The following is a 7,334-nucleotide window of genomic DNA, read 5'->3' as shown; positions in this document are numbered from 1 at the left end:
GAGTGTTGGTACTTGCGGTGTAATTGTTACCGTCTATCCAGGTAATGGGCGTACAGGATGTAATGACATCTGTTCCGGATGCCGTTGGGTTAATTGTAATTGTAACAGAATCCATTGCAGGGCAACTCAAATTATTTGAACTTACTACACTTACAGTGTATGTGGTTGTTGTGGTAGGTGTTGCTACTGGATTAGCGATAGATGAATTATTTAATGTAGTTGATGGCGACCAACTATACGTGTAGGTAGGTGGTGGCGGATTGCCACAATTTGCCACCCCTGTCCATCCTGAGCCACCTGCAGGGTTGGTTCCAGAAGAATACACTATAGCACTGCTGGCATTTAAAAGCTGATAGCTATTCTCATTATTAAAACTTCCTGATGCCGAATAAACCAATTGAATATTATCTCCTTGGTAAACTGAAAAGGTAGTTGAGTAATTCGTTTGATTTGTAAGAACATAATAGGTGCCGATTAAGGCTCCATTCACATAGACCTGCACATAGCCGTCCCCATTGCTGTTTCCCCAACCATCACCAAAGCTATCAAACAGATTTAGAGTATATATACATGGTGCAGGGGGTGGTGGTGGAGCAACAGAAACATTTAACTGTACATTATCTCCTGGACAAATTATATCAGGAGTTCCAGAAGCAGAGATTAATGGCGGACCATCAATGATTGCCGTTAATGTAATTGGCACTTGGCAAAACCCATCTAAATCTGTCAAAGTAACTGTATATGTCCCTGCAGCTAAATTTGTTGCTGTTGGCGTTGTTTGTCCATCCGACCAAACAATGCCCCAGTTTGTTCCATTGTTGGGAGGAAAAACAGTGGCTTCGCCATCATTTCCAAATCCTGAACAAGTAGCATCAGTCGATGTAATTGTCGCTTCATCACCAATAAGATCAAAATTATCCATACATACATTGGATCCTCCTGTGGCGTTATTTCCACCAGTTGGACCAATTCGATCATTACGAAACATGACATAGTCGTAGGTTGCACTTGGCGTGAAGGTTGCTGTATATTGCACCCATGTATCCGAAGGACCGGTAAGAATTCCTGATGTCCATAGCACCTCATTCACCTGACAAGAATTAAATCCACCAATAATTTCTAAGTTACCAGGGTTATTTCTATAATCAGCACATGCACCTAAAACCATTGTCGAAGCATAAACATTATCATAGGCAAGCCAAACAGTCATAGTATAGGTTCTGCCAGCCACCAAAGGGCAAGACAAATATTGACCGATGTATTCGCCATTGGTTATTCCTGCATAAGTGCTTCCTTCTTGCGGAGGAATATCTACACACCAAATTGAATTATCTCCGTTAAGCACATCCGGTGTGTTAGCACAATTCGTCCAGGTTGAAGCAACACAATTTTCACATGGAGCTGTTGCTTCGAACGAAGGGTTAGTCAGTATGGTTTGCTGTGCATAGCTGGAATACGAAATAAAAAACAACGAAATAGCAAAAAAAAGTCTTATCGTATGTTTCGGAGCAGATATATTCATTTTATTTTTATTTTAATTCTTATTTAACTATTGTTGTTTTAATATCCCTAAGGTTGAAATTGGTAAGTTCAGTACTGATTTTAATGTTTAACATTTTGGAAAGAATTACTAATGCCGGATTAACATCTTCGGCACATATTCCCTCAATGGTGGTATTGGGTATTAAATGAATGTTTTTATGATTTTCCATGTTTCCGTCTTCACAACCATAACATTTACCATTGTACCAATACTCGGTATTCCATTCAATTTTTAACTCTTTATTTGTTTTGTTTTTTATTTGAAGATAAACAAACTCATCATGAGTACCTTGACTAGGCAAGTTACATTCTCCATATTTATAATTGATATCAACAAATTCGTTATTTGCCAACAATTGCCAAACTGTACTTTTAACTTTGGTTTCAGACGATGATTGCATACTGGTTGTATTTTGAGCATACACATTGGAAATAAAAATGATTCCTATGAGTAGTAATAAATTAAACCGTTTGTTTGTAGAAAAAATAGTGCGATTCGTTTGCATGAGAATGAGTTTTATTTTTTTAAATTAAAATTAAGTGCGAATCTTGAATAATTTAAAATAATGTCAATAAATCTAATTCACTTCTTACGTGCTTAAAAAATAACTAACACCCACAAATACAAGTAATTTAAACAATACTTATTAAAAATATATTACTTGAAAATAGAAATCGACAACGGTGAGGAAAGGAGATTGTAAAAATCACCAATAAAATGGATTTGAAGTGGTAAAATAAAATCATTCTTCGTCTCCTAAAGTAACTATTGAAGTAGTAAGAATAATTGATTTATAGATTCGTTCAAAAAAACGTTCTCCACCCCACGAAAATTGTATTTTATCAACAGATTTGATAATTACCCTATAAGGAGAATCGTTGCTGTTATCAATTTTTTTGATGGTTTTTACAATTCCCTTTATCTTGTCGATAGTAATGTATTCGCCATTTGAACAACGAACTACTATTTCATCTTCATTTTTAACTACTGATATCATAACGGTTTAAACTGAATAAATGGTTAATTTTTTAAAGTTATTGGATTATTAATTTGCCTCTTACTGGATGATGGTTCGGTAAACTCACCACAGGTTTTTGTTGGTTGGTTATTTCATAAAAATATACCCCTCCAGGTAAATTACCTCTGTTGATTTCGGTCTGTTGATTAATAATTACAGATTTTAAAATAACCTTACCGAAGACATCATAAACTATTAACTCGTAATTATTTATTTTTTGTTCATCATCTGAAATTTTAACGGTAGCAGAAGAACTAAAAGGATTGGGGTAAATAGTAATGTTTTTTGTTTGATTACTTATTTCATTAATTGTTGTTGCAGGAGAGCAACTACAATAGCCATAAGCATTGATTAGCGTATCATTGTTTTGTTTGAAACAAAGCAAATCCCTATTTCCAGTTCCAAAAACCTGAAGTTCAAACCAACCAATAGAGTTTCCAACACCTTCTATCCAAGAAATGTTCCAGTAATCGTTAAAATGAAAAATTCTTCTATATTGTCCATTGACCCATATGCTGTCAAAATAAGCAACTTGAAAACAGCCAATACCTAAATAGTCAAAACAAAATGTGTCGCCTACATTTAATCCAAAATCATAAAGCAAATATTCCTCCGTGCTATCAGAACTCCACCCACATATTCTGCTGAATCAATATTAAATTCAGGAATATCTTTGTAGGGTTTTACTTCACTACAAACTCCTCCATAAACGAAATCATAATAACAATGATTGACTCCATATAATTTTGAATACTGTTTTCCAAAAATCATTGTATCACCTATTAACCCATAATGTTTTACAATCCAACAGTTACCCTGATCAAAAGTAACCTGACTCCAAGTTGTACTATCAGTTGGGAATGGATAATAAGTTTGTCCACTTACCGGATGGCATATATTCATTAACAAAACGAACATAAAAGTAATTGGTTTAATATTTTTGGGTTTCATGATGGTTATTTTTTTAAAGTTATTGGATTATTAATTTGCCTCTCATTAGCACGATGGCTAATAAAATGATTAGTTTTTTCATAACTTTAAATTTTAAGACTTATAGATTTATTGTCTAATTATCTTATACACATTAACCGATTGAGCATCTTCAATTTTTAATAAATAAATTCCTTTGGGGTAATCGCTCAAATCCATTACAATAGCAGTATTGCTCACTTTCTGTTCTTGTTGAATTACTTTTCCTTCTAAAGTAGTTAGTGTAAAATTGGCTTCTTGTGTTGGAGCATTTTTTAAACTCACTGTAATTAAACCTGATGTTGGGTTTGGGTAAATAGAAACTTCTGCCCTGTTGTACTCCTCTAAACCAACTCCTGTTATGTTTCCACAAGATGAAGTATCGGTACAACCATTTTGAGTTACTTCAACAGCATAATTACCATTGGCAGTAGCAGTATAACTTTGATTGGTTTCTCCTGTAATAACAGCATTTCCATTATCACAATCTAACCATTGGTAAGTAGCACCCGTTACATTAGCCGTAATGGTGTTTACATTAGTTGAAGTTGAATTATCAACGGTGTTAATGGTTAAATCGGTTGTAATGGTAGAATCACAACCGTTACTTCCTGTCAACACATCGGTAAATATTCCTGTGGTGCTATATGTATTTGTGCCAACTGTTACACTAAACCCTTGACATTCGTTAAATGTTTGAGTAAACGAAGTAGATGGATTTACGGTGATGCTTCCGGTTTCAACTGCATTTACACATGCCCCTACAGTAGTTACTGTATAATTATGTGTTCCTGATGCAGTGGGCGTACCACTTATTGTAAAAACACCTCCCACAAAAACACCTGTTACTCCTGTTGGCAAACCTGTTGCATTTGCACTTGTTCCTCCACCTGTTATTGCATAGGTAATGTCCGTAATAGCTGTATTAATGCATACCGTTTGTGCATTTGTACCTGCTGAAGAAGTTAAATTAATGGTATCGTTAGAATTTACAGTTACTACAATCAAATTACTAGTATCAATACAAGTACTCGCATAGGTTGCAAGAACTTTTACCGTATCGTTATTATTTAATGATGTGCTGTTATACGAATTTACGGTGCTATCCTGTATAGAAGTTCCATTAATAAAAAAAGTATAATTACTGAAACCAGTTGTTGCGTTAAATGTGATAGGAGTTCCCTGACACACAACATTGGAAGATGCCGTTAAAATAACATCTGGGGTTGGAATGAAAGCAAAAGTAGGTGTTCCTGAAATATATGTTCCTGTAAAAGTAGTTCCTGTATCTCCTGCTGTTTGTGGAACAGTTTCAGCATTAGGAGCTCCTGCAGCACCACCAACAACAAACATAGTTCCTGTATTTACAAGAGATGCATCGCTGAAAACTTTAATTCTGCCACCACCTCCACCACCACTACCATATCCACCGGGTTGTCCGTTTCCTCCATTTGCTCTCAGAATTCCATTAATAGTAACATCGTTTCCGTTAATTTTTATACCACCACCAGAGCCACCACCACCTGCACCATTCAATATTGCTTGAGTACCATTTGAGCCATTCGCATTAATGATACCAGTTGCTAATATATTTACAACATCACCGTTTAATGCAATACCGGCACCACCAGCACCACCAGCACCGCCAGAAGCACTACCACCGCCTCCCGAACCCATTTCGATTGAATCGGTGTTGAGAGTACCATAAATTGCTCCTGGTTGACCTACGTTACTGGGGGTAGCAGTAGCACCTGCTCCTCCACCATTACCTCCTAAACCTCCATAACTTGCACCACCGGCACCAAACGTTCCTGTATTACCAGAAGAAACTTGTCCCGCACCAGGTCCGCTGCCATTGAATCCGGTAGCTCCTCCCAAATACCCGGCTCCATTACCATTAAGTGTGCCTGCAATACGAATCATTCTTGCATTAATAACGAAAGGAGAATTTGGTCCTACGGTTACACTTGCTCCCGACTGAATTTCAAACCAACTGTAATTGTTTGTACCAGTTAAAGTTACAGATCCTGCCGGAACAACAAGTCGTGATGCCGGTGGAAACGTATTATCAAAACTAGATGCAGCAACGGCTGTTGCATTTCCATAAAACAGGTGTATAATTCTGCTTCCATTTGCAGGAAGAGAATCTATCATCACCCAAATTTTGGTACTAGGCGTATTTATCCCTGATTCGATAAAATAATTGTAAAGCGATGTGCCGTCACAATCTTTTGCAAATCGAATATCTTCACCATTAGTCTGCATTTGATTAGCAGCAATCAGTGCTTGAGTATTTAGCATAATTAACACCTGATAATTCAATTTCAACGTGTTTGAATTTTCCTGAATACTTATCATTTCTTTATTTCCCCAACCAACCAATTGTGCTAAGGAATTATTTGATAAAAGCATCGTAAATAGCAAACTACACGATATTTTAAAAATTATATTTAACTTTTTCATGACTTTTAATTTAATGGTTTATAAATTTATTGTCTAATTATTTTATACACATTAACCGACTGAGCATCTTCAATTTTTAATAAATAAATTCCTTTGGGTTGTTCACTCAAGTCCATTACAATAGTTGTACTGCTTACTTTCTGTTCTTGTTGAATTACTTTTCCTTCTAAAGTAGTTAATGTAAAACCGACACCACTCGTTGAAACATTTTTTAAGTTTATTGTAAATTCACCTGAAGTTGGGTTGGGATAGATAGCAGCAATCGTTTTGTTGTATTCTTCTAATCCAACACCGGTAATGTTTACACAAGATGATGTATCGGTACAACCATTTTGAGTTACTTCTACTGCGTAATTACCATTTGCTGTAGCGGTATAATTTTGATTGGTTTCTCCTGCAATAACAGCATTGTTGTTATCACAATCTAACCATTGGTAAGTGGCTCCCATTGCATTAGCCATAATGGTATTTGCATTAGTTGAAGTAGAATTATCAACTGTGTTGATGGTTAAATTCAGCGTTACAACACTGTCACAACCTTGTGCACTTCCCCCAACTATCGTATAAGTTGGAGTGTTGGTACTTGCGGTGTAATTGTTACCGTCTATCCACGTGTAACTGTTGCAGGCGGTTTGTACGTCTGTGCCGGATGCAAAAGTGTTGATAGTTAAATTTAGTGTTACTATACTGTCGCAGCCTTCTGAACTTCCGCCAACTATCGTGTAAGTTGGTGTGTTGGTACTTGCGGTGTAATTGTTACCGTCTATCCAGGTGTAACTGTTGCACGCGGTTTGTACGTCTGTACCTGATGCAAAGGTGTTGATGGTTAAGTTCAGGGTTACTATACTGTCGCAACCTTGTGAACTTCCTCCTGCTATGGTGTAAGTTGGCGTGTACTATACTGTCGCAGCCTTCTGAACTTCCGCCAACTATCGTGTAAGTTGGTGTGTTGGTACTTGCGGTGTAATTGTTACCGTCTATCCACGTGTAACTGTTGCAAGCCGTTTGTACATCTGTTCCGGAAGCAAAAGTGTTGATGGTTAAGTTTAAGGTAACGATACTATCACAACCTTGTGAACTTCCTCCTGCTATGGTGTAAGTTGGCGTGTTGGTACTTGCGGTGTAATTGTTACCGTCTATCCACGTGTAAGAATTGCAAGCTGTTTGTATGTCGTTACCTGTGGTTGAATTGTTAATGGTTAAATTGAGTGTTACAACGCTGTCGCAACCTTGTGCACTACCTCCCACAATAGTAAAAGTTGGTGTATTGGTGCTTGTGGTATAGTTGATTCCATCTATCCACGTGTAAGAATTACAAGCCGTTTGTACGTCTGTGCCTGT

The 7,334-nt window shown here is 36.8% G+C and carries 8 protein-coding genes; all 8 read right to left on the bottom strand.

Annotated elements, in window-relative coordinates:
• Positions 1-1,522 (bottom strand): hypothetical protein (locus HYU69_04215; GenBank protein MBI2269546.1); only part of this gene is annotated, 1,522 nt, incomplete at its 3' end.
• A gap of 19 nt (positions 1,523-1,541) precedes the next feature.
• A complete protein-coding gene (locus HYU69_04210) occupies positions 1,542-2,048 on the bottom strand; it encodes a hypothetical protein (GenBank protein ID MBI2269545.1) in 507 nt (168 codons plus the stop codon).
• A 237-nt stretch (positions 2,049-2,285) separates the two neighbouring features.
• Positions 2,286-2,540 carry a hypothetical protein gene (locus HYU69_04205; protein MBI2269544.1) on the bottom strand — a complete coding sequence of 85 codons (255 nt, stop codon included), beginning with the start codon at positions 2,538-2,540 and terminating at the stop codon, positions 2,286-2,288.
• A 37-nt stretch (positions 2,541-2,577) separates the two neighbouring features.
• Positions 2,578-3,165: a T9SS type A sorting domain-containing protein gene (locus tag HYU69_04200; protein ID MBI2269543.1), complete on the bottom strand. Its 588-nt coding sequence runs from the start codon at positions 3,163-3,165 to the stop codon at positions 2,578-2,580.
• Positions 3,144-3,512, bottom strand: coding sequence for a hypothetical protein (locus HYU69_04195; protein ID MBI2269542.1), 369 nt, complete (start codon positions 3,510-3,512; stop codon positions 3,144-3,146). Before HYU69_04195 ends, HYU69_04200 begins: the two co-directional genes overlap by 22 nt.
• A 108-nt stretch (positions 3,513-3,620) precedes the next feature.
• Positions 3,621-5,993 carry a DUF2341 domain-containing protein gene (locus HYU69_04190; GenBank protein MBI2269541.1) on the bottom strand — a complete coding sequence of 791 codons (2,373 nt, stop codon included), beginning with the start codon at positions 5,991-5,993 and terminating at the stop codon, positions 3,621-3,623.
• Between the two features lie 26 nt (positions 5,994-6,019).
• Entirely contained in the window at positions 6,020-6,454 is a 435-nt protein-coding gene (locus HYU69_04185) for a T9SS type A sorting domain-containing protein (protein MBI2269540.1), read from the bottom strand.
• 295 nt (positions 6,455-6,749) lie between these two features.
• A partial coding sequence (locus HYU69_04180; protein ID MBI2269539.1) for a hypothetical protein occupies positions 6,750-7,334 on the bottom strand: 585 nt, incomplete at its 5' end.

The organism is Bacteroidota bacterium (assembly GCA_016183775.1).
GTDB lineage: Bacteria > Bacteroidota > Bacteroidia > JABDFU01 > JABDFU01 > JABDFU01.
The sequence above is the reverse complement of the archived record's forward strand: the minus strand, read 5'-3'. Positions and strand labels throughout refer to the sequence as shown.